Origin of the sequence: Gordonia effusa NBRC 100432 (assembly GCF_000241305.1) — a bacterium.
Taxonomy (GTDB): Bacteria; Actinomycetota; Actinomycetes; order Mycobacteriales; family Mycobacteriaceae; genus Gordonia; species Gordonia effusa.
This window is the reverse complement of the sequence record NZ_BAEH01000054.1, coordinates 74,685-95,036: the sequence shown is the minus strand read 5'-3', so window position 1 is coordinate 95,036 and position 20,352 is coordinate 74,685. Positions and strand designations below refer to the sequence as shown.

Genomic DNA, 20,352 nt, shown 5'->3' with positions numbered 1-20,352 from the left:
CAGGGTGCCCTCGGTGGGTCAATCAGGTGCGGTTTTCCGAAGGGTAGTGGCGGGGAGTAAAGACCAGGTCCCCGCCTGTTCGGCGTACGACCCGCGTCGTCGAAGATCCGATGATGATCAGGGTCCGCATATCGACCTGCGCCGGATCCAAATCGTCGACGGTGGTGACGGTCTGTGATTGCGTCGGTCCACCGACGTCGCGGCCGAGCAGTACCACTCGATCACCCGGAAGATGTTGCTGGAGAAGTGTTTTCAATTCCCCGACCTGCCACGTTCGCTGCGACGACCCCGGATTGTAGATAGCCACGGCGAGATCGGCGGTCACCGCCGAGCGGATCCGCTGAGCGATAACCTCCCACGGCTTCAACCGGTCCGACAGCGAGATGATCGCGAGATCGTGGCCCAGGGGAGCGCCGAAAGCAGCGGCGACTGCGGTCGCCGCGGTTACGCCGGGCAGTACCCGGACGGCGACGTCGTGCCAGCGAGGTTCGGCAGCAATCTCGGCGACGGCAGTCGCCATCGCGAAGATCCCCGGATCACCCGATGACACCACAGCGACTCGTGCACCGCGCTGCGCCAGACTCAACGCGAATTCGGCGCGTTCGGATTCGACCTGGTTGTCGCTCGCGTGAACCCGCTGGCCGGGCCGCGCGGTAACCCGGGCCAGATAGGTCTTGTAACCGATCAGATCGGTCGCTTCGGCGAGTGCCGCGGCGACCTGCGGCGTTGTTTGGGTGTCGCCCCCGGGACCAAGCCCGACAACGGTGACAGCGCCGGGTGCGACCGGTCCTCGTGCCGGGGTTGGTGCGTCATCCGTCCAACCCTGATTGAGCGGCGAGGGCACCACGATGAGAGAGAAGTACGGCACCGATGTCGGGTCGACGTCGACGACGCGGGCTACTCGCTGTTGCGAGGTCGACGCTCGTTCGACATACCAGGCTTCGTCCAACCGGCCTGATTCCTCAAGTGCGGCAACAACAGTCGGGAAAGTGCGGCCCAGCTTCATTATTGCCAGCGCGTGTCCCGCGCGTAAGGCAGCGACGAGTTCGGCCTTGGGTGCTGTCCCCGGCAGAACGGTAAGATTCTCCTCGCCCTCGACAAGCGGAATGCCGATGGCAGCCGAAGCGGCGGACACTGATGTCACCCCGGGAATAATCTCCGCGTGAAACCGGGGGGCCAGGCGTTTGTGCATGTGCATATACGAACTGAAGAACAGCGGGTCACCCTCTGCGAGCACCACGACATCGCGACCAGCGGCCAAATGCACGGCCAGCCGTTCCGCACTCTCAGCGTAGAAGTCGGCGAGCGCGCCGGCGTATCCGCCGGGATGGTCCGTCGTCTCAACAGTCACCGGATACATCAGTCGTTCTTCTATCTGTCCGGGCGACAGATAGGGTTCGGCAACGCCGCGCGCGATGCTACGTCCGTGGCGCGCACAGTGATACGCGATCACATCCGCCGCACCGATCACCCGGGCGGCCTTGACGGTGACTAGTTCGCTGTCGCCGGGACCGAGGCCGACACCCCATAGCGTTCCGCTCATTCGACTGGACTCGCGAGTGCGTTGAGGGCGGCGGCGGTGATGGCCGAACCGCCGCGCCGACCGAGAACGGTGAGAAATTCGACATCGGTGCGCGCCGCCAATGCGTCGCAGGATTCAGCCGCGCCGATGAAACCCACTGGCGCGCCGACGATCGCGGCCGGTTTCGGACCACCGGCGTCGATCAACTCGAGCAGAGCGAATAGAGCCGTCGGCGCATTGCCGATAGCGACGACGGCCCCGTCGAGTTGGGGTCGCCACAACTCGACAGCGGCGGCCGTTCGGGTGGTATCCAACTCAGCGGCTAGCTCAGCCAAGCCGGGTGAACCCAGGAAGCAACGAACCGTGTTGTCGGCAGGCAATCGCGTTCGCGTTACGCCGGATGCGACCATATTCGCGTCGCAGAGAATCGGAGCACCCGCGGCGAGCGCACTGCGCGCGGCGGCGACGAGTCCGGTGCTGGCCCGCACATCGCCGGTGAGATCTGGTTGGCCACATGCGTGAATCATCCGCACGACCACCGTCGCGAGGTCGGCGTCGAACGCCGACAAGTCTGACTCGTCGCGGATGGTGGCGAAGGACTGCCGATAGATCTCCGCGCCGTCGCGGATATAGGAATACTGCTCACTCATGATGAAAGTCAGCCTATGACATGGGCGTTCGACGATAGGTGATCGCCCCGTCCGCCCCATCGGGTACCGCCTGGACCCGCGTGTGCGCATGCGTCGGTGTGCCGCAGGCCCGCTCGCATCCCACCCAGTGTTCCGGCTCGCTAATCGCATCGGGTGTCGATTCGACCAGCGCCGCGAGGTGTTCACGTACCGGTGCGAGCGCCTTTGCACAGCCAGGGGCTCCCGCACAACTCGATGCCAGGGTCCACGGCGAGTTGGCGTCGAAGATCAACCCCATCGGCGCGAGAACTCGGACCACCGTGTCGGCGACACCTTCGCCAAGGTCGCAGATGACGATCTCCCGGTGCGGCGTGACGATCAGCGGGGCACCGATGGCCGCGAGGAATTCCGCGGTCCGTGCCGGGAGCCGCCCCAGTGGAGTAGTCGCTCCCAGTAGGACGCGGCCGTCGTCTTGGGCGAACCACCCGACCAATGGGCTGCGCACAGCGGGCCGGAGTGGTTCGTCGTGAGTTGGCGGTTCGAGTGTTGCCGCGACTCGCGAACGGATAGCGGCGAAGAGTCGGGCGTCGATGTCGGAGACACGCCACGCGTCCGGCGCAGCGGCAACGAATTGACGTGCCACGTCGAGTAAGACATCGACCGCGGCAGTCGCCGACGTCGAGCCCACGTGGTGGCCGCCGAGCACCACGTCGAACTGATCGGCGGCAGTGGCCAGGAGCGCGACGTCGGGACGTTGCGCGATCACGTCGGTGTGCCCAGCGTCGAGGCCGAACCAAAAGCGACGCGACAACGATTCAGGAGCGGCACCCGAGTTCAGGGCATCGTCGAGTTCGGCCACAATCGCGCGAATGTCGGCGATGCCATCGATTCGGCCGGATAGCGGCGACGCGACGATATTGCGCTGGCGATCGGTGGTGGAGTCGTGGACCAGACCCGAATCAGCGATCAGTGCCGCGACCGCGTCGACATCGGCGATTGCCCGCAGTTGAATATTGCCGCGGCCGGTTAACTCGAGGTAACCGTCCCCATAGTCGGCGGCTGCCGTGGCGAGGGTCTGCAGTTGGTCGGCTCGCAATGCGCCACCGGGCAGCCTTATTCGTGCTAGCGGGCCGTCGGCTGCCGAATGAGTAGCGAAAACCCCCGGGCAGCGATCGGCGACGCTGCGTTGCGCGGATTGCGCTGCCGACTCGGGCCGAAGGGTCACCTCACTAGCCTAGCTACTGCGCTATTAGGGTTGTGGTCACCATGACTGACACCGTCCAAGATTCGCGCACCGCACAGATCCTGCTGCTGTCCACGTCGGATACCGACCTCATCACCGCGGCGGCGGTCACCGATCGGATCGGCGGAGAACGACCACCATTCACCGGGGCAAATCCGTCCCGGATACTGGTCGACGACATTCCCGCGCTGGCGGCCGACGCCGACTTGATCGTCGTGCGCATCCTCGGCGGCAAACGCGCGTGGGAGGACGGACTCGACGCCGTGTTGGCACTGGCTAAACCTGTCGTCGTCTTGTCTGGCGAACTCTCACCTGATCCGGATCTGATGGCCCTGTCCAATCTGCCGGCCGGCGTTGTCGCACAGGCGCACAACTACTTGGCGGCAGGCGGCGTCGAGAACTTCGCGAACGCCTACAACTTCTTGTCCGACACCGTGCTATTCACCGGACTCGGATTCAGTGAGCCAGTCCAAACGCCGTCGTGGGGAGTTCTGGAACGGGAGGCCAGCACGGTAGACGGCGACGCACCAACCGTCGCCGTGCTGTACTACCGAGCGCAACATCTGGCCGGTAATACCCGTTACGTCGAGGCGCTTTGTGCCGCAATAGAATCCGCTGGTGCCCGTGCGATTCCGGTGTTCTGCGCATCGTTGCGCACCGCACCCGACGAACTCATTGACCTACTCGGAACCGCCGACGCGTTGATCGTAACGGTGCTCGCAGCGGGTGGTACCACCCCGGCGACCGCATCCGCCGGCGGCGACGACGAGGCATGGAATATCGAACGTCTTGCCGCCCTGGATATTCCGATCCTTCAAGGTCTATGCCTCACCGGATCGCGGGATGACTGGGCCGCTAACGACGACGGCATGTCACCACTCGATGTCGCCAGCCAGGTCGCGGTACCCGAGTTCGACGGCCGCATCATCACCGTTCCGTTCTCGTTCAAAGAATTCGACGAGAACGGCCTGCCCTGGTATCAACCCGACGTCGAGCGCTGCGCTCGAGTCGCCGGCATCGCCGTCCGCCACGCGCGACTCGGGAAAATCCCGGCCGCACAACGTCGAATTGGCATGTTGCTCTCGGCTTATCCGACCAAACACGCCCGCATTGGCAACGCCGTCGGTCTCGATACGCCGAAAAGCCTGCTCCGACTGCTCGACGCGCTGCGTGAAGCCGGCTACGACATTGGACCAGTAGACGGTGACGACGCTATTCCTGGTCTGGCGCAGGATGATTCCGATGCCCTGATGCACGCGCTGATCGCCGCCGGCGGCCAAGATCCGAATTGGCTGACCGAAGAAACCTTGGCGGCCAACCCGATTCGCGTCGCCGCGGCCGACTACCGAAAGTGGTTCGCTACGCTCCCCAGCGGTCTGCGCGACGCTGTTGACGAACACTGGGGTCCGGCGCCAGGCGAACTCTTCGTCGACCGCTCGGTTAACCCCGACGGCGATATCGTCGTCGCGGCAATGACTTTCGGCAATATCGTCCTCATGGTGCAGCCGCCGCGCGGGTTCGGTGAAAAGCCGGTTGCGATCTACCACGACCCCGACCTCCCACCGAGCCACCATTACCTTGCCTGCTATCGGTGGCTCGCCGATCAGGACTGGGGTTTCGGCGCGGACGCCGTGGTCCACGTCGGCAAACACGGCAATCTGGAATGGTTGCCCGGCAAAACCCTTGGTATGTCTGCCGAATGCGGCACCGACGCCGCCCTCGGCGAGCTCCCGCTGATCTACCCGTTCCTGGTTAACGACCCGGGGGAGGGAACGCAGGCAAAGCGCCGGGCGCACGCGATCCTCGTCGATCACCTCATTCCGCCGATGGCGCGCGCGGAGTCCTACGGTGATATCGCCCGCCTCGAACAGCTCCTCGACGAACACGCCAACATCTCCGCTCTGGATCCGGCGAAACTGCCAGCGATTCGGCAACAGATATGGACCTTACTGACGGCGGCCAAGATGAACCACGATCTGGGGCTGGCGCAGCGCCCCGACGAAGAAGTCTTCGACGACATGCTGCTGCACGTCGACGGCTGGCTATGTGAGATCAAGGACGTCCAGATCCGCGACGGGCTGCACATCCTCGGTGCGGCGCCGGCGGGGGAGGCGGAGACCGATCTGGTGCTGGCGATGCTGCGTGCCCGCCAACTCTGGGGCGGCACGTCGGCTCTACCGGGACTTCGGGAAGCCCTCGGGCTCGACGAGAGCGTATCGGGCGCCGACGTCGATCGATCCGGCGTCGATGCCACCGAAGCTGTCGCACGCGAACTGGTTTCACGCTGCGCCGCGGGGAACTGGACCGCATCGGCGGTGGCCGAAGCGGCAGCGAGCCACCCGGCCGCCGTCGCCGATATTCTCACCTTCGCGGCAACCGAGGTAGTTCCGCGTCTACGTCAGACGACCGCGGAAATCGATCGGGTGCTGCATGCCCTCGATGGGGGATTCATCCCGGCCGGGCCAAGTGGTTCACCGCTACGCGGTCTGATCAACGTGTTGCCGACCGGTCGGAATTTCTACTCGGTCGACCCCAAGGCGGTGCCGAGCCGCCTCGCGTGGGAGACCGGTCGGGCGATGGCCGACTCGCTCATCGAGCGCTATCTCGCCGACCACGACGAATATCCCAAATCCGTCGGACTCTCAGTCTGGGGCACCTCGGCGATGCGAACCTCCGGTGACGATGTCGCCGAAGTGCTTGCGTTGCTTGGAGTTTCGCCGATCTGGGATGAAGCGTCTCGACGCGTCGTCGACTTGGAACTGATTGATACCGCAGAATTGGGCCGCCCGCGTATCGACGTGACCGTCCGGATCTCCGGCTTCTTCCGGGATGCTTTCCCGCATGTAGTCGCGATGCTCGACGATGCCGTGGCGCTCGCGGCGGGCGCTGATGAGCCCGCTGAGCAGAACTACGTCGCCGCTCACGTCGGTGAGGCACTGGCCGACCATGGCGACCGACGTCGGGCGACCACGCGGGTCTTCGGTTCCAAACCGGGTACCTACGGCGCGGGCCTGCTGGAGCTGATCGACTCGCAGCAGTGGCGCAGCGACGCCGACCTCGCCCAGGTCTATACCGAGTGGGGTGGTTACGCCTACGGCCGTGGACTCGACGGCGTGGCGGCGGTCGACGACATGCGATCGGCGTATCGGCGAATCGCGGTGGCGGCCAAGAACACCGATACCCGCGAGCACGACATCGCCGACTCCGATGACTACTTCCAGTACCACGGTGGCATGGTCGCGACCGTGCGCGCACTCACCGGTTCGGCGCCGGAGGCGTATATCGGCGATTCGACCCGGCCGGACGCGGTACGCACGCGCACGCTGTCGGAGGAGACCAGTCGGGTGTTCCGGGCCCGAGTCGTCAACCCGCGATGGATCTCGGCGATGCAGCGGCATGGCTACAAGGGCGCGTTCGAGATGGCGGCAACGGTCGATTATCTCTTCGGCTACGACGCCACTACCGACGTCGTCGCGGACTGGATGTACGAGAAGCTCACCGAGTCCTATGTGCTCGACGAGACCAATCAGAAGTTCATGGCGCAGTCCAATCCGTGGGCCCTGCACGGCATTGCCGAACGGCTCCTCGAAGCAGTCGAACGCAAGATGTGGCAGGCACCGCCCGAGCAGATGCTCAACGATCTGCGCCGGGTATACCTGGAAACCGAGGGTGATATCGAAGGGCGCGGCGAGTAAAGCAGCCGACGTAACGCAACCCACAGCCGCCGGCCGGGAGCAAAACCGGCGTCTCGTTCGTTGGACAGAATATCGGCGTGTTTTCCGGCCCATTACGACCGGAACCGGCCGTGACGTCTGCGAAAGGGACACCTGACATGAAACGCCTCATCTTCCTGGCCTACCTCGTCATCGAGATCGGGGTATTCGTCGGACTCTCGATGTGGCTGAACTTCGGCTGGGCACTGCTGATCGCCATCGCCGCCGGCGGAGCCGGGCTGATCCTGCTCGCTCGGCGCGGCCGCGCGGTATTCGGCGACCTCGCTCGGGCTTCGCGCAACGAGATCGCGCCCGGCCGGCCACTGACCGACACCGCGCTGCTGGCCGTGTCGACGATGCTGCTCGTCGTGCCCGGAATCGTGACCTCGGTTCTGGGGCTGCTACTCCTCGCCAAGCCGGTCCGCCGGTTGCTGACTCCCGCCGTCGCCGCGTTCGGCGCTCGGAAATTCGCCACTGCCGTCGACCGGGCTGGCCTTTATGCGACCGGAGTCATGCCGGGCCGAGTGGTCGATGGCACGGTGTTCGTGGAGAGTACCGTCGTCGACTCGACGAATTACCCGCATGCCGTCACGCAGCCGCAGATCGAGCGGGGGCACTGAGGGCGATCGCGCCCGCGCACGGCACACTAGAAGACCTATGGCTACCCAACTGCTGGTCTCCGGTCACGTCTATACCCCGGCTTCGCCGGACGCCACCGCGTTGGCGGTCACCGACGGTGTCGTCGTGTGGGTGGGTTCCGACGCCGTCGGCGTCGCATTGCATCCCGACGCCGAGGTCATCGACCTGGCTGGACGGTTCGTCGCACCCGCGTTCGTCGACTCGCATGTACACCTGACGTCGGTCGGCCTGGCGCTGGACGATCGGATTCTTTCCGACGCCACCTCCGGCGCGGATTTGCTAGCACGTTTGCGCATCCTCGTGGCCGATCAACCGCGCGACGCGGTAGTGGTCACCGGCGGTTGGGATGATTCGGAGTGGTCCGATACCGCGACCACCGCCCAGATCGACGCCGTCGTCGGCGATCGGCCGGTCTATCTGGCACGGGTCGACGAACATTCGGCACTGGCGTCGTCGGCGTTGCGCGCCGCGGTCGACGATCTCGCTGCCCAGCCTGGGTTCACCGGTGACGGTTTACTCACCGGCGCCGCGCATCACCTGGTGCGTACCAGGGCGCGCGCATCCCTTACCCCCGCGCAGCGGGTACGTGCCCAGAGTGCGGCACTCGATCATTGCGCGGCTCAGGGAATCGTCGCGGTGCACGAGAACGGTGGACCGGAGATTTCCGGGCTCGACGATTTCGGTGAGCTCGCGAAGGTTCAGCATTCGGTCGCGGTGCGCCGACTGTGGGGGGCTCCGGTCGGCTCCGCCGAGCAGGCCACTGCGCTCCTCGCCGATACCGGCGCCCACGGGCTTGCCGGCGATCTTTTCGTCGACGGCTCGCTGGGCTCGCACACGGCGTTGCTAAGTGAGCCCTACGCCGACGCGCCGGACACGCGCGGGGTCGGTTTCCTCGACGCCGAGCAGGTGTACGACCATCTCGAGGCATGCACGCGGGCGGGGATCCAGGCCGGCTTTCATGTCATCGGCGATGCAGCGATGACGATCGTCGTGGCCGCGCTGGAGCGGCTGGCAGAACAGGTGCCGACCGCGACAATCGCGAGGTGCGCCCATCGCGTCGAACATGCCGAGATGACCTCCGCCGGACAGGCCCAGACGCTGGCGCGCTGCGGAGTCATCGCCAGTATGCAGCCGGGCTTCGACGCCGCCTGGGGAGGCGCCGACGCGCTGTACGCCAAGCGTCTCGGTGATCGTGCCGCGGCGATGAACGACTTTGCCATGCTCGCGAAAACTGGTGTGGCACTGTCGTTTTCGTCTGACGCACCCGTCACCGCGATATCACCCTGGGCGACCATCCGCGCCGCGGTGCATCATCACACACCAAGTAGCGCCGTTTCAGCTCGAGCAGCATTCGCGGCGTGCACACGAGGCGGCTGGCGTGCGGCGGGTATCAACGACGGAGTAACCGGCACGTTGGTACCCGGGGCGCCCGCGCACTATTCGATCTGGGAGGTCGACGATTTCGTGGTCGCGGGTTCAGACGAGAAAGTGCAGCGCTGGTCTACCGATCCGCGCTCGAGGGTGCCGTCACTGCCCGACGTCGCACCGGGCGCGACACTGCCGACCTGTGTGGCCACTGTTTCGTCCGGGCAGACGATCTTCGGCGACATCGGCGTCGGCGACACCGAGATCAGGGCAGATGCTCGGTGATCAGTAAAGCGGCCACGAAGCTGCGCAACGATCTCAACGCACGGGACTGGGGATGGCGGACCGCCGTCGGTGCGATGGCCGGCGGTCTGATGTGGGCGGCATTCCCGCCGCGCAATCTCTGGTTCCTCGCCGTCGCCTCCTTGGGTCTGCTGGCCGTCGCGATTGGTGCCGGACGACCCAGCGTGCGTCAGGGGGCCTGGATCGGTTTTGTCTTCGGCCTCGCCTTCTTCATTCCGCTGCTGCCGTGGATTGGCGTTTACGTCGGCCCACTCCCGTGGCTGGCGCTGGCCGTGGTGTTGTCGATCTACCTGGCCCTCTTTGGAGTGATGGCCACCGTAACTATGCGGTTGCCGGTGCCGCCACTGTGGTTCGCGTTGAGTTGGGTCGCGGTGGAGACTGCCCGATCCTCTTTTCCGTTTGGCGGATTTCCCTGGGGGAGAGCAGCTTTCAGCCAGGTCGACGGTCCGCTCCTGCCGTTGGCGGCCGCGGTCGGCGCCACCGGACTGTCCTTTGGCGTCGCCTTGTTCGGTGCGTCAGCGGCGTGGCTGCTGGTGATGTCGGTGCAGTCGTACCGACGGTCGGCCGCGGTGGATGCTCCGCGGCCCGACGATCGTCACCCGCTGCGCTCGACCCGTCTGCGCACCGCGATGGTGGTGTTTGTACTGGCGTTGGTCGCGCCGGTGGCGGCGATCGCGCTGACCCCAGAGTCACTGGACAAGACCTTGTCGCCCTCGACCGCGACGGTGGCGGTCATTCAGGGCAACGTGCCTCGGCTGGGGCTGGACTTCAACGCCCAACGTCGGGCGGTGCTCGACAATCACGTCAAAGAGACGCAGCGGTTGGCCGCGGCGATTCACGCCGGTAGCACTCCGCATCCCGATCTGGTGGTGTGGCCGGAAAACGCGTCGGATATTTCGCCACTGACCAACCCCGATGCCGCACAGGAGATTACCGATGCGTCACTCGCGGTCGGTGCACCGATTCTGGTGGGCACGCTGGTATCTAACCCCGATGGGCGATACACCAACACGGTGTTGACCTGGCAGGGCGCACACGGCCCGGTAGGTCGTTACGACAAACACATCGTGCAGCCGTTCGGTGAGTATTTGCCCTGGCGGTCGTTCTTCCGGTTGTTCTCCTCCTACGCCGATATGGCGGGCGATTTCAAGCCGGGCACCGGCTCGTCGGTTCTCACCGTGCCGGGAACATCCGGACCGGTCCGGGTGGGTGTTTCGACCTGCTGGGAAGTCGCCTTCGATCGATCCGCGCGGGCAGCCGTCGATCAAGGAGCGCAACTGCTCTATGTGCCGACGAACAACGCCACCTTCGGCCGCACCGAGATGACCTACCAACAGTTGGCGATGTCGCAAGTGCGTGCCGTCGAGCACGGTCGGACGGTACTGGTCGCGGCGACGTCGGGGATCTCTGCCATTGTCGCCCCGGATGGGACGATCACCGCGCAAAGTGAGTTCTTCACCCCCGATACCCTCGCGGCGCGAGTGGTTCTGCACAGTCAAAAGACCGTGGCCACACGGCTGGGCGGCTGGCCGACGACGGTCCTCACGCTGTTTGCCATCTGCGGCTTTTTGTTTGCGATAGCCACGCGCACTAGATTGAGTAGGCGATTGAACTCAATGCCGGGTGTCCCGCAGGGAAACGGCACGACCATAAAGGAGCCCGATGGCAGCCGGGACTGACGGTGCGCAACACCCGACCGAACAGGTCGGACCCACCGGTGAGGGCGCGCTGGTCGTAATTCCGACCTTCAACGAGCGGGATAACCTGCCCATCATCGTGACTCGTCTGCACGACGCATTGCCGGGTATTCACGTGCTCGTCGTCGATGACTCCAGTCCCGATGGCACCGGCGAGGTGGCCGACAAACTCGCCGACGCCGACTCCCTCGCCCGCATCCACGTGCTGCACCGCACCGAGAAGGACGGATTGGGGCGGGCCTACCTCGCAGGATTCGCCTGGGGACTCGACCGTGACTATCGAGTCATCATCGAGATGGACGCCGACGGTTCACACGCGCCCGAACAGCTATCTCGTCTACTCGACGCCGTGAACGCAGGCGCCGACCTCGCCATCGGATCGCGATATGTGCCCGGCGGCGAGTTGGTGAACTGGCCGAAGCGCCGCGAATTCTTGTCCAAGGGAGCCAACACCTACGCACGATTGGCACTCGGGTCGTCGATTCGCGACATCACCGCTGGTTTCCGCGCATATCGTCGCAGCGTATTGCAGACCATCGCGCTCAACGAGGTCGATTCAGCCGGCTATTGCTTCCAGATCGACCTGGCCTGGCGGACATTGCAGTCCGGGTTCATCGTCCGCGAGGTGCCGATCACCTTCACCGAACGCGCCATCGGCGAGTCGAAGATGAGCGGCGGGGTCATGACCGAGGCGTTCCTGCAGGTAGCCAAGTGGGGTATCGAAAGCCGCCGCAAGAAGTTCCGGCGCGGCTAACGCCCGTAGACACACGACGAAAATCCGCCCCCGACCTCAAGGTCGGGGGCGGATTTCGCTAGTCAGACGCTCTTAGCCGCGGCGTCGCTGCTTGAGGATGTCCAGCCGCTCATTGAGCAATACTTCGAGCTCCTCTTCCGAACGACGCTCGAGAAGCATGTCCCAGTGCGTACGAGGGGGCTTGACCTTCTTCTCCTCGGTGACGCCGCCTTCGAGGATGGTGCCCTCCATGCCGTTCTTGCACGGCCATTTCGAGGGAACTTCAGCGTCGTCGGCGAAGGGTACGTCAAAGATCTCGCCGTTGTCGGTCTTGTATTGAACGATGCGCCGAGGCGCAAGATCGTGATCTCGATCGGTCTCGTAGCTCACCGCGCCGAGTCGGCTACCTCGAAGAACTCGATCTGCCATGAAAATTCCTCTCAAATCGCTTGCGCGTTAACCTCAATATCCTACGCGCTTGTATTCTCAACCGTGTGACCAGTGTTGTGGTGGGGCGTCGACGCCCGTACGCGTGCGCGTGGTGCGGCCAACAGATAGTCGACTCCGACCGTGGACGTCGGCGCAAATACTGCAAACAGTCGTGCCGCCAGCGCGCCTACGAACAGAGAACGCTCACCGAGGGCACTTCCATTCCCGATGATGCGGTAATCCTCGCAGCGGACGAGGTAGAGAGTTTCCGGGATCGGTTGTTCGAGCTGCGGTGTGCGGCCGAGGATCTGGCAACCGCGGTAAGCGAGGGCGCGGCCGCCTCCGTCGTCGAGTCACTGCGCGATGATGTACTGAAGCGTGCAACACAAGCGGAGAGGTTCCGTTGATGTCCGATAGCCCCGTACCGGCACCGGAGGATGACACTCCGCGGCCATCGGCCCGACGTCGGGCCGCGGAGTTGTTGGCGCGCACCGACTCGAGCGAACCCGCGGTGAAATTCGCGCGGGCGGCGCGCACCGTAATGGCGGGATCACCGCCGGCGGTGGGGCGGGCCGAGCGTCCGTCCGACCGGCTGGCCCGCCTGATCGACCAGGCGAATCATGAACAGCCAAGCGCGGTAAGAGAATTGGGCCTGGCCTCGGTCGAGGTATGGCAGAACCTCACTCGACGCCGACCCCGCGGTAATCGGCCGGTCCCCACGACGATCCTGTTCACCGACTTGGTCGCCTTCTCCACCTGGGCACTGGGCGCCGGCGACGATCACGTGTTGAAACTTCTTGCGGCGGTCAACACCGCGACCGCCGAAGTGGTGAAAAGCAGGGGCGGTCAAATCGTCAAGGGTCTCGGCGACGGCACGATGGCGGTCTTCGTCGACGCGGGCGAAGCCATTACCGCAGCACACGAGACGATCATCGCGGTCAACGCCATCAGCATCGACGGCTACCGCCCGCAGCTGCGTGCCGGCGTGCATACTGGCGCACCACGGGCCGTCGGCGATGACTTCCTCGGCGTCGATGTGAATATCGCCGCGCGTGTGTCCTCTGCGGCCGGCCCCGGTGAGGTGTTCGCCAGCGACCGGGCGCTGGAGCAATGTGATCCCGAGGCATTCGCCACTCGCCGTAGGCGGTTCCGGGCGAAAGGTGTACCGAAGGAACTTCAGGTGTTCTCGGTGGTGCCTAAATACTAGCGCCGTGGATCGTGGCCACTATCGGAGTCCTGTTGCGCCGCAGTCAGTTCGGCATTGGTGGCTTTCGCCTTGCGCAGGTCACGTCCCCGACGTCGGAAGCGCCAGATGTAGTAGCAGACGATGGCGCCGACAAGCGCCGCGATGATAGCTCCCCATATGCCGGCGCCGCGGAAACCAGGGGCGCTGATATCGAGAATGTTCTGTCCGCGCATTGCGCCACTGCTGCGGCCCACCACGATTGACAGCGTCAGCAGATTGGGAATCGCGGTGATAACGGCTAGGACGACGAATCCGATCGACGGAATGTTCTTTAGCCTCTTGCGATTCACCACCGCTAGAGCGACAAACACGATCGGCAGCAGTGTGCAGATGAATCCGAGTGTCAGCCCCGACCAGATGCCGCTGCTGAACTTGCCTTCGACTCGATTGGCGATGCGCTGCGCCCACCATTGCGGCAGGAAGTTGGCGAGGATGAAATAGGTGATGACCGCTAAACCGATCGCGACGAGGATGATCGCGAATTTGCGGGCGAACCGATTTACTTTGTCGCCGAATGATTCACCGGCTGGCGGTGGTGGTGCGTCGACGTCAAGCTGTGGATTGGTGGTGAACTCGGACTGGTCGCCATAGTTGTCGGGACTCAGACTGTCGGGACTCATACAGCGAGTCTATGCACTCCGCGCCCGATTTCGCCCGATTGAGGACCGATGTCGATAGGTCACTCAATTCGATAGATGGAAGACCGCTGCGGCGGCGAGTGCTCCGGTTGCGTTGAGCGCCCAATGTGCCGCGATCGGTGCCAGCAGACTGCTGCTGCGGTAGCGGAGCCAGCCGAACACTAAACCGGCAGCAGTAGTGGAGACCACCGCGCCGACGATGCCGGCGATCTGGCCGAAGGTTCCGGCGCCGAGAATTCCGCTCAGTCCCTTGTTGCCGCCGGTCAATCCCAGCGACGAGGCGATATGCCACAGTCCGAACAGTAGCGCGCCGAACACGATGCCGATGGTGCGCGGAAATACTTTGAGTGCGGCACCCTGCAGTACGCCCCGGAACGCGATCTCTTCGGGAAGGACCGTTACGAGCGGAATGGTGACGAATGCCGCGAAGAGAGCGTCGGACGGTGAACTGTAGCGGTCGGTGACGAAGAACTGCCGGAACCAGGGGATTGCGACGGCGACACCGACGATCACCGCGACGACAGCGATTGCCGCGGCGGCCCACGGCGCACCCACGCGTAGCTGCCGAGGCGTCAAACCTAGGTCGTACCAATTCAATCCGGCCAGTGCGCCGCCGACGAGCAGTAGAGCGGCAGCGATCGGGACCACGATGACCGCCGCGAGCGAAGAGGTGAAATGGGCGAGCAGGTTAGCGGCGATGAGTGTTGCGACGACAGCGATAACCAGTGCCAATCCACGACGGTGTTCGGCGAACGCGTGTACCGCGTGCGATATCCGCGCACCTAGATCCGACACCGGGCCAGACTACGCGATGTGGCGCGTAAGTTGATGTCGGTGAGCAGCAAGCAATTTCGTATCTCGGGGCGCGCCAAGCGCGTCGCTCCATTCCAGGCGATGGAGTTCGCCAAACATGCCGACGCACTTGAGGCATCGGGTGTGCACGTGACTCGGTTGAATATCGGCGAACCGGATTTCGGCGCGCCGCCCGCCTTTCTGGACGCGATAGTCGATCTCGCCGACGGTCGCCCGATGACATACACCCCGTCGGTTGGGATAGCCGAACTTCGTACGGCAATCGCCCAGAGCTATCGCACACTCGATGACCTGGAGATCGATCCGCGACGGGTATGCGTGACGGCCGGTGCGTCGGCAGCGCTGTTGCTTTGCGCGGCAGCGTTAATAGACCCGGGTGATCGTGTTCTGGTCGCCGACCCATCCTATCCGTGCAATAGGCAGTTCGCCGAGAGTTTCGGCGCCGACGTCGCCCTGGTGCCGACGTCGGCCGCCACCCGTTTTCAACTCGATGCGGCGTCGGTTGCGGAAGCGTGGGACGAGCACACTCGTGGCGTGATGCTCGCGTCACCGTCGAATCCGACCGGAACCTCCTTGAGCACAACGGAATTGGCCGCGATCTGCGAGTTCGTCGTAGGCCGCGATGGCTGGCGGATCGTCGATGAGATCTACCTTGGTCTGACCCATGACGACGATGGCGCGCGCAGCGTACTCGCACTCGACGACGACGCCATCGTCGTCAACAGTTTCTCCAAGGTATTCGGTCTGACCGGCTGGCGGCTGGGCTGGTGTGTCGTGCCGGAGGCTTTGGTGCCGGTGATGGAGAAGCTGGCGCAGAACTACTACATCTGCCCGTCAACGCCCACCCAGTACGCGGCGCTGACCTGTTTCCAGCCCGAGACGCTGGCGATCGCGACCGAACGTCGCCGCCAGATTGTCGCGCGTAAAGAAATTGTGCTGCAAGAGCTTTCGGAGATGGGGTTGGATGTTCCGGTAGCGCCGGACGGTGCGTTCTACGTCTACGTCGACATCGCTGCGACAGGTATGACCTCGTGGGAATTCTGCGAGAAGGCGCTGGAGCAGGCTCTTGTCGCCCTGACGCCGGGACATGACTTTGGTAACCATCGTGCCGACGACTTCGTTCGACTGTCCTACGCGATCGGAACGGCTGACCTCGTCGCCGGATTGAAGCGGCTGGCGGTATTCGTTCGCGATCAGCCGAGGAGTCCCGCGCCGACGTCGTAGAGCAGGTAGAGATTCAGACCGGTGATTACCACGGTGATCGCGGTCATCGCGATTGTCGTGCCCCGTCGATTGACCATCTCGCCCATGACCGAGCGTTGACGAGTGAGCAGCAGTAGCGGTATCAACGCGAATGGGATTCCGAAGGATAGGACTATCTGCGAAAAGACAAGGGCCTCACTGGCATTGACGCCGACTGCGAGAACGATGAGCGCCGGAGCCATAGTGATCGCTCGGCGCAGGAATAGCGGTAGCCGCCAGTTCATGAAGCCGGCCATCACCACCTGCCCTGCCTGGGTGCCGACACTCGCCGAGGAGAGTCCCGACGCCATCAGTGCGATAGCGAATGCGAGAGCCGCGCCGCCGCCGACCATGGCCGCGAGTTGTGCGTGAACTTCGTCGAGATCGCTGACGTCGGTCATCCCCGCCGAGTGAAATAGCGCGGCAGCGATGCACAGCATCGACAGATTCACAACGCCGGCCAGTCCCAGACCGACAATGCAGTCCCACTTGTTGTAGCGCAGTAGGGTTTGTCGTTCGGAAGCGCTATCCGCGCGAATACGGTTGCGCTGCAACGCCGAATGCAGATACACGACATGTGGCATGACGGTGGCGCCCACAATTCCGACGGTCAGCGCGGCCGCTCCGTTTCCACCCAAGTCGGGGATCAGCCCACCGATCAGGGCTCGGTAATCCTGCTTCCCGGCGGCGAAGAACACGTAGATAAAACCTGCTCCGACGAAGGCGAGCATCGCGATGATCGCCAGTTCGAATTTCCGATATCCACGTTGTTCGAGAGCGAGAATCGTGAAAGCCACGGCGGCGGTGATGATTCCCGCGGGTAGTAGCGGTATGCCGAAGACCAGGTAGAGGCCGATCGCGGCACCGATGAATTCGGCGAGATCAGTAGCCATCGCGACCACCTCGGCTTGCAGCCACAGCATGACGTTCGTGCGGCGCGAGTAATTGTCGCGGCACAGTTCGGGCAGCGACTTACCGGTTGCCAGCCCCACCTTGGACGACAGGTACTGCACAACGATGGCCATCAGATTGGCCATCACGATCACCCAGACCAGTTGGTAGCCGTGTCCCGAGCCGGCCGCGAAATTCGTGGCGAAGTTGCCCGGGTCGATATAGGCGACCGAAGCGACGAAGGCTGGACCGAATAGCGTGGCGACCACGCGCCAGCGTCCTCTGGTCTGCAACTCGCTGACCGAGTGTGTTTCACGCTGCTGATCGCGGATTACCGCCACCCACTTCACCACCCTTCGGACCTTGGTGGCGGTAATACTAACTCATTAGTTCGGGTACCCGAACTTGAGCTCGCCGGGGAATCGCTCCGCAGAGCAAGGCGGCGATCACACACAGGCCCGCGGCGGCGAAGAATGTCGAGGTGTAGGAACCGGTCAGGTCCCGCAGGAAGCCCGCGCCGACCGCGGCTATCGCGGCGCCTAGCTGGTGAAAAGCGAAGATCCAGCCGAAGACGACCGGCGTCGAATTACCGAAAATATCGCGGCACAGTGCGATGGTGGGCGGCACGGTCGCTACCCAGTCCAAACCGTAGAAGATGATGAATACCGCTGTTCCCGCCGTGGCCTGCGGGGAGAGCAAGGCCGGGAGCACCGCTAGCGAAGCGCCGCGTCCAACGTAGTACACCACGAGCAGTAGCCGGGGATCGTAGCGATCGGTGAGCCAACCGGAGATGATCGTGCCACCGACATCGAATACTCCGACGACGGCTAGCAGGCTCGCAGCGGTCGTCGCGGGCATTCCGTGGTCGCCGGCGGCCGGAATGAAGTGGGTCTGCAACAGGCCATTGGTCGTGGCGCCACAGATCGCGAAACTTATTGCGAGCAGCCAGAATACGCGCGATCGAACTCCGAGGCGCAGACCGGCTAGGGCATCAGGCACGCCACCGTCGCGTTCGTGCGGATCGACATCACTCGCGCCGAAGGGCGGCATTCCGACATCGGACGGCCAATTGCGTAGTCCGGCGATCGCGATGGGAATGACGATCACGGTGGCAGCGGTGATGATCAACGAGGCCACGCGCCAACCGTGAGCGGTCGTGACTGCTGCGACCAGCGGGAGGAAGATGAGCTGGCCGGTCGCACTGGCCGCGGTGAGGATGCCGGTGACCAGTCCTCGACGGGCCACGAACCATCGAGTGGCGACAGTGGCGACGAACGCGGTCGACAAACACCCCGCGCCCGCGCCGACGAGGACACCCCACAGCAGCACCAATTGCCACGATGCCGTCATTGTTGTCGATGTTGCTGTGCCGACCGCGATCAGCACCAATGCCGCCCCGACCACGGGCCGCACACCCCAGCGATCCATCAGCGCCGCGGCGAATGGCGAAATCAGGCCAAAGAGCAGCATGTTGATCGACATCGCGAGTCCGATAACGCCGTGTGACCAACCGAATTCGTGGTGCAGGGGAGTCATCATGACACCGGGTGCGGATCGGAAGGCGGCGGCCGCCAGCAGCGTGACGAATGCGGCGCCGAAAACGATCCAGGCGTAATGGAGTCGAGGCATGCGGTAAAGAATCTCAGGCCCGCGACCCCAGCGGCATTGGCAGAACTGCCAATATCTGAAAGAATCCTGCCATGTTGGAATCACAGCCGCACCGAGTCGTCGTCCTGCTACTCGCGCCGGTCATCGGCTTTGACGCCACGATCCCGCCGATGACTTTCGGTGCGGCCGTTGACGATCACGGCCGCACACTCTATGACGTGCGACTGTGCTCGATAGATGGACAGCCGGTCGCGTCGACACATGGCTACACCATTGGTGTGCACGGCGATCTGCGACTACTCGACGAGGCCGATACCGTAATCGTTCCCGGCACGCGCCATCATACGGTTCGACGAGACGGGGAACTTCCGGCCGATGTCGTCACCGCCCTCGAAAGGCGTTCCCCGGAAACACGATTCGCGTCGATCTGCACGGGCGCCTTCGCGCTCGCCGCGGCAGGTGTATTCGACGGGCGGCCAGCTACCACGCACTGGCAGGCGGCGCGTGAATTCGCCGCGATGTTTCCGGCCGTCGCCGTTGACGAGAAGGTGCTCTTCGTCGACGACGGAGATGTGCTGTCGTCGGCGGGATTGTCGGCGGGAATTGATCTGTGCCTGCACATGATTCGGCGCGATCACGGATCGCGGGTCGCCAACCAGGTCGCGCGTTACGCGGTGGTGCCACCGTGGCGTGATGGCGGCCAGGCCCAGTTCATCGAGCGGCCCGTTCCCGACGACGTTGGGCAGTCGACCACGCCGCTGCGCCAATGGCTTTCGGATAATCTCGCTGAGCCGATGACGGTGACGCAGATGGCTCGGCGAGCACATATGAGCGAGCGGACCTTCGCTCGACGGTTCCGGGCCGAGACCGGTGAGTCACCGGGCGATTGGCTTGCGGCGCAACGTATCAATGCCGCACTGGCGTTCTTGGAGTCGACCGATCTCGCGGTCGACATCATCGCAGCACGGGTCGGATTGGGGACCGGCACTAACCTTCGCGCACATCTGCGCCGAGCAGTCGGTGTCGCGCCACTCGAATATCGACGCCGGTTTCGCGGCAGTGTGGAAGCGAGCTGACGTCGACCCGCGAACGGGTAACTCGAAGGGGTTGGTTACCGTGACAACCTACGTCGGGCTTAGGGTAGAGCTATGAGCGAATGGCTCGATGAGCGGAGCATGCAGGCCTGGTTGGCGTATGTGCAGATGCGGATGAAAGTCGAGGGGGAGATCGCGTTCGGACTCGAGCGCGACGGGCTGTCCGGTGCGGATTACGAAGTCTTGGCGAGTCTGTCTGCCCAATCCGACGGCAGCATGCGGGCCAAAGACCTTGCACGCGCGATGAATTGGCACAAGGCTCGCCTGTCACGCCAACTCGCCCGGATGGATAAGCGGGGCTTACTGACCAGGGCACAGGCACCCGACGACGCCCGGGGGATCGTGGTCACCCTATCCACGCGGGGGCGCTCGACACTGGACGGCGCGGCTCCCAAACATGCCGCGCTGATCCGCCGCATCTTTGCTGAACAGTTGACCGAACCGGAAGCCGCCGCGCTGATCTCGTTGTCCGCCAAGGTGATCGCCGCGGTGGACAACGAGCATCAGATCGACTGAAGTTAGGTGCGCGGTCTCGAAACACCCGGCT

Annotated in this window: 18 protein-coding genes; 10 read left to right on the top strand and 8 right to left on the bottom strand. The window is 64.1% G+C overall.

All coding sequences use genetic code 11. The features are described from left to right. Positions 1 to 22: 22 nt before the first annotated feature. From cobJ to cobG, 3 genes are read right to left on the bottom strand one after another with little or no spacing between them, the layout of a single operon-like run. The gene (cobJ, locus tag GOEFS_RS10165) at positions 23 to 1,543 is read right to left on the bottom strand and encodes a precorrin-3B C(17)-methyltransferase (RefSeq protein ID WP_007317815.1); all 1,521 of its coding nucleotides are present in this window, start codon (positions 1,541 to 1,543) and stop codon (positions 23 to 25) included. Then, on the bottom strand, positions 1,540 to 2,172 hold the full coding sequence (locus GOEFS_RS10160) for a precorrin-8X methylmutase (protein ID WP_007317814.1): 633 nt from the start codon (positions 2,170 to 2,172) through the stop codon (positions 1,540 to 1,542). Before GOEFS_RS10160 ends, cobJ begins: the two co-directional genes overlap by 4 nt. Positions 2,173 to 2,185: 13 nt before the next feature. Next, on the bottom strand, positions 2,186 to 3,376 hold the full coding sequence (gene cobG / locus GOEFS_RS10155; RefSeq protein WP_007317813.1) for a precorrin-3B synthase: 1,191 nt from the start codon (positions 3,374 to 3,376) through the stop codon (positions 2,186 to 2,188). 41 nt (positions 3,377 to 3,417) lie between these two features. On the opposite strand from cobG, the gene cobN reads away from it, so the two are divergent. The 5 genes from cobN (at position 3,418) to GOEFS_RS10130 (ending at position 11,865) form a co-directional block, all read left to right on the top strand. Continuing rightward, positions 3,418 to 7,089 (top strand): cobaltochelatase subunit CobN, encoded by a 3,672-nt coding sequence (gene cobN, locus GOEFS_RS10150; RefSeq protein WP_050949865.1) that lies wholly within the window; start codon positions 3,418 to 3,420, stop codon positions 7,087 to 7,089. Positions 7,090 to 7,226: 137 nt separating this feature from the next. Beyond that, positions 7,227 to 7,727 carry an FxsA family protein gene (locus GOEFS_RS10145; RefSeq protein WP_007317811.1) on the top strand — a complete coding sequence of 167 codons (501 nt, stop codon included), beginning with the start codon at positions 7,227 to 7,229 and terminating at the stop codon, positions 7,725 to 7,727. 37 nt (positions 7,728 to 7,764) lie between these two features. Continuing rightward, positions 7,765 to 9,396, top strand: coding sequence for an amidohydrolase (locus tag GOEFS_RS10140; protein ID WP_007317810.1), 1,632 nt, complete (start codon positions 7,765 to 7,767; stop codon positions 9,394 to 9,396). Beyond that, the gene (gene lnt, locus GOEFS_RS10135; RefSeq protein ID WP_007317809.1) at positions 9,393 to 11,093 is read left to right on the top strand and encodes an apolipoprotein N-acyltransferase; all 1,701 of its coding nucleotides are present in this window, start codon (positions 9,393 to 9,395) and stop codon (positions 11,091 to 11,093) included. The genes GOEFS_RS10140 and lnt overlap by 4 nt, the downstream gene beginning before the upstream one ends. Then, complete coding sequence (locus tag GOEFS_RS10130; RefSeq protein WP_007317808.1) at positions 11,077 to 11,865, top strand: polyprenol monophosphomannose synthase; 789 nt, start codon at positions 11,077 to 11,079, stop codon at positions 11,863 to 11,865. Before lnt ends, GOEFS_RS10130 begins: the two co-directional genes overlap by 17 nt. A gap of 72 nt (positions 11,866 to 11,937) precedes the next feature. Here GOEFS_RS10130 and GOEFS_RS10125 read toward each other — a convergent pair whose 3' ends face one another. Beyond that, positions 11,938 to 12,273 carry an RNA polymerase-binding protein RbpA gene (locus tag GOEFS_RS10125; RefSeq protein ID WP_007317807.1) on the bottom strand — a complete coding sequence of 112 codons (336 nt, stop codon included), beginning with the start codon at positions 12,271 to 12,273 and terminating at the stop codon, positions 11,938 to 11,940. A 65-nt stretch (positions 12,274 to 12,338) separates the two neighbouring features. Between GOEFS_RS10125 and GOEFS_RS10120 the strand changes: the two genes are divergently transcribed. Together GOEFS_RS10120 and GOEFS_RS10115 are read left to right on the top strand one after the other, a co-directional pair. Beyond that, the gene (locus GOEFS_RS10120) at positions 12,339 to 12,680 is read left to right on the top strand and encodes a hypothetical protein (RefSeq protein WP_040524867.1); all 342 of its coding nucleotides are present in this window, start codon (positions 12,339 to 12,341) and stop codon (positions 12,678 to 12,680) included. Next, entirely contained in the window at positions 12,680 to 13,480 is an 801-nt protein-coding gene (locus GOEFS_RS10115) for an adenylate/guanylate cyclase domain-containing protein (RefSeq protein WP_007317805.1), read from the top strand. The genes GOEFS_RS10120 and GOEFS_RS10115 overlap by 1 nt, the downstream gene beginning before the upstream one ends. Here GOEFS_RS10115 and GOEFS_RS10110 read toward each other — a convergent pair. Both GOEFS_RS10110 and GOEFS_RS10105 read right to left on the bottom strand, forming a co-directional pair. Continuing rightward, positions 13,477 to 14,139, bottom strand: coding sequence for a hypothetical protein (locus GOEFS_RS10110; RefSeq protein ID WP_007317804.1), 663 nt, complete (start codon positions 14,137 to 14,139; stop codon positions 13,477 to 13,479). The genes GOEFS_RS10115 and GOEFS_RS10110 overlap by 4 nt on opposite strands. A gap of 63 nt (positions 14,140 to 14,202) precedes the next feature. Next, positions 14,203 to 14,952: a CPBP family intramembrane glutamic endopeptidase gene (locus GOEFS_RS10105; protein WP_007317803.1), complete on the bottom strand. Its 750-nt coding sequence runs from the start codon at positions 14,950 to 14,952 to the stop codon at positions 14,203 to 14,205. Positions 14,953 to 14,991: 39 nt separating this feature from the next. On the opposite strand from GOEFS_RS10105, the gene GOEFS_RS10100 reads away from it, so the two are divergent. Then, entirely contained in the window at positions 14,992 to 16,194 is a 1,203-nt protein-coding gene (locus GOEFS_RS10100; RefSeq protein WP_007317802.1) for an aminotransferase class I/II-fold pyridoxal phosphate-dependent enzyme, read from the top strand. On the opposite strand, the gene GOEFS_RS10095 is transcribed toward GOEFS_RS10100, so the two are convergent. Together GOEFS_RS10095 and GOEFS_RS10090 are read right to left on the bottom strand one after the other, a co-directional pair. Next, positions 16,164 to 17,456 (bottom strand): Nramp family divalent metal transporter, encoded by a 1,293-nt coding sequence (locus tag GOEFS_RS10095; protein ID WP_245549812.1) that lies wholly within the window; start codon positions 17,454 to 17,456, stop codon positions 16,164 to 16,166. The genes GOEFS_RS10100 and GOEFS_RS10095 overlap by 31 nt on opposite strands. 25 nt (positions 17,457 to 17,481) lie before the next feature. Continuing rightward, positions 17,482 to 18,732 (bottom strand): MFS transporter, encoded by a 1,251-nt coding sequence (locus GOEFS_RS10090; RefSeq protein ID WP_007317800.1) that lies wholly within the window; start codon positions 18,730 to 18,732, stop codon positions 17,482 to 17,484. A 71-nt stretch (positions 18,733 to 18,803) separates the two neighbouring features. Between GOEFS_RS10090 and GOEFS_RS10085 the strand changes: the two genes are divergently transcribed. Together GOEFS_RS10085 and GOEFS_RS10080 are read left to right on the top strand one after the other, a co-directional pair. Next, on the top strand, positions 18,804 to 19,787 hold the full coding sequence (locus tag GOEFS_RS10085; protein ID WP_007317799.1) for a GlxA family transcriptional regulator: 984 nt from the start codon (positions 18,804 to 18,806) through the stop codon (positions 19,785 to 19,787). Between the two features lie 72 nt (positions 19,788 to 19,859). Then, positions 19,860 to 20,321: a MarR family winged helix-turn-helix transcriptional regulator gene (locus GOEFS_RS10080; protein WP_007317798.1), complete on the top strand. Its 462-nt coding sequence runs from the start codon at positions 19,860 to 19,862 to the stop codon at positions 20,319 to 20,321. Positions 20,322 to 20,352: the final 31 nt, after the last annotated feature.